Origin of the sequence: Phascolarctobacterium succinatutens CAG:287 (assembly GCF_000434895.1) — a bacterium.
In the GTDB taxonomy this organism is placed as follows: domain Bacteria; phylum Bacillota; class Negativicutes; order Acidaminococcales; family Acidaminococcaceae; genus Phascolarctobacterium_A; species Phascolarctobacterium_A succinatutens_A.
In genome coordinates this window covers 1,373-3,445 of record NZ_FR892801.1, presented here as the reverse complement: position 1 = coordinate 3,445, position 2,073 = coordinate 1,373, and the positions used below count along the sequence as shown (strand labels likewise).

Here is a 2,073-nt window from a genome sequence, read left to right as displayed (position 1 = left end):
AGGCAGTCAACATTTATCGGTGCGGAGAAGAAAACAGTGCCGGTGACGACGATTGATAGCGTGGCGGCGGGACGCCAGATGACAATGATCAAAATGGATGTCGAGGGGGCAGAGGTACAGGCCATTTTCGGCGGCAGGCAGACCATTGGCAGCTGTAAGCCGAAGCTGTTTGTGGCAGCCTATCATTATGATATTGATTTATTCCGTTTACCCTTGCTTTTGTGGGAGCTGGTGCCGGAGTATAAAATTTATCTGCGTAAGCATCCTTATGTACCTGCATGGGAACTGAATTTTATTTGCATTGAAAAATAGCGGGACGATAAAGGTCCATATAGGACAAAAATCGTCAAATGTAATATAGTGGTGGAATGTCTTTTTAATAAATGTCAAAGTGACACAAAAAGTCAAATATTTATAAAAATAATGTAAAGTGTAAGCAGGTAAAAAACGTCCTGTAACGAATTTATCAAATATGGGTGTAGAATGGAACACGCTAAAATATAATTTTTAACGACGATGCAAAAAAAGGAGTGTATGTGAATGAAAAAATCTAAATGGATGCTTGGCGCAGCTGCAATGCTGGCTTTATCTGTAGCTTTGGCTGGCTGCGGCGGCGGTGACAAAAAGGCTGATAACAAGGCTGGCGGTGTTAAAGGTGATTTGATGGTTTATACCTCTATTTATCCTGACATCATCGACAATATGTGCAAACCTAACGTTGCTAAGGCTTTTCCGGATATGAAGGTTAACTGGTTCCAAGGCGGTACCGAAAAAGTTATCACCAAGATTACCGGCGAAATCAAAGCTAAAAAAATTGCTGCAGATGTTCTGATGGTTGCGGATCCTTCCTACTATCTGAAGCTGCAGGAGCAAGGCTTGCTGTTGCCTTATAAATCCAAAGAAGATGCTAACGTTATCAGTGAAAAAGACAAAGACGGCAACTGGTACGGCGTTCGTATCTCCAACATGATCATTGCTTATAACTCCAATAAGCTGAAAGCTGAAGATGCTCCGAAAAACTGGACTGATCTGACCGACCCGAAATGGAAAGGCAAAATCGCTATGCCGAACCCGATGCTGTCCGGTACTGCTTATGTAGCAGTTGGCGCTCTGGCTGACAAATACGGCTGGGAATATTTCGATAAACTGAAAGCTAACGGCCTGCGCGTTGAAGAAGGCAACTCCGCTATTCAGAACAAGCTGCTGACCGGTGAATATGCAGCTGTAATGATTCTGGAAGAAAACATCCTGAAGCTGGCTAACACCAAGAAAGAGCCTCTGAAGATTGTTTACCCGACCGACGGTGTAATCAACGTTCCTTCCCCAATCGCTATTTTCAAGGAAACCAAGAATCCTGAGGGTGCAAAGGCTTTGGTTGACTGGTGGCTGTCCAAAGAAGGTCAGGAAGCAGTTGTTAAGGGTTGGATGCACTCCGTTCGTGGCGACGTAAAAGCTCCTACCGGTGCTGAAGAAACCAAGAAAATTGTTGAGGGCAGAATTAAAGTTGATTGGCAGAAGCTGGCTAACAACAATGCTCAAATCAAAGAAGAATTCCGTAAGAGAGTTATGGATAAATAATGCGTTGCTAAGTTAAATTATAGCGGAAACAGGGAGACCTTTCAGGCCATCCCTGTTTTCTGCTCAATAAAGAGGGGCCGAAAGACTGCTTTTGGTATTGCTCTGAGGTATTAAAAAAGGAGAAAGAAGCGTTCTATGTCAAGAATAAACAGTAAATTTATTGTTATCGCTATCTCCGTGCTGTTGCTTTTATACTTTGTTATCTTCCCGATGGGAATTCTGCTGTATGACAGCATCATGCTGGATGGCGCAATTAACTTGGAAAACTATCGCAATGTATATAGTCAGGATGTCAACTGGCGTGCGTTGACGAATACAATCGAGCTGTCTTTGGGCGTTATGATTGTCAGTGTGCTGATTACCTTCCCGCTGGCTTGGCTGGTTGGCCGTACTGATATGCCCGGCAAAAAAATCTACCGTACTCTGCTGGTATCCAGCTACATGATTCCGCCGTATGTAGGCGCTATCGCCTGGGTACAGCTGCTGAACCCCAGC

Annotated in this window: 2 protein-coding genes and 1 pseudogene; all 3 read left to right on the top strand. The window is 44.0% G+C overall.

Annotated elements, in window-relative coordinates; genetic code table 11:
* On the top strand, nucleotides 1-312 hold a 312-nt coding region (locus BN587_RS07235; RefSeq protein ID WP_303684898.1), incomplete at its 5' end, for an FkbM family methyltransferase.
* Nucleotides 313-540: 228 nt separating this feature from the next.
* Nucleotides 541-1,578 (top strand): ABC transporter substrate-binding protein, encoded by a 1,038-nt coding sequence (locus BN587_RS07230; RefSeq protein WP_021720466.1) that lies wholly within the window; start codon nucleotides 541-543, stop codon nucleotides 1,576-1,578.
* A gap of 135 nt (nucleotides 1,579-1,713) precedes the next feature.
* Nucleotides 1,714-2,073, top strand: a pseudogene (locus BN587_RS11940) (ABC transporter permease); the annotation flags it as partial.

What these genes read in the sequence shown, in the direction of transcription:
- BN587_RS07230 (WP_021720466.1), top strand. Translation starts at nt 541, where the DNA reads ATGAAAAAATCTAAATGGATGCTTGGCGCAGCTGCAATGCTGGCTTTA.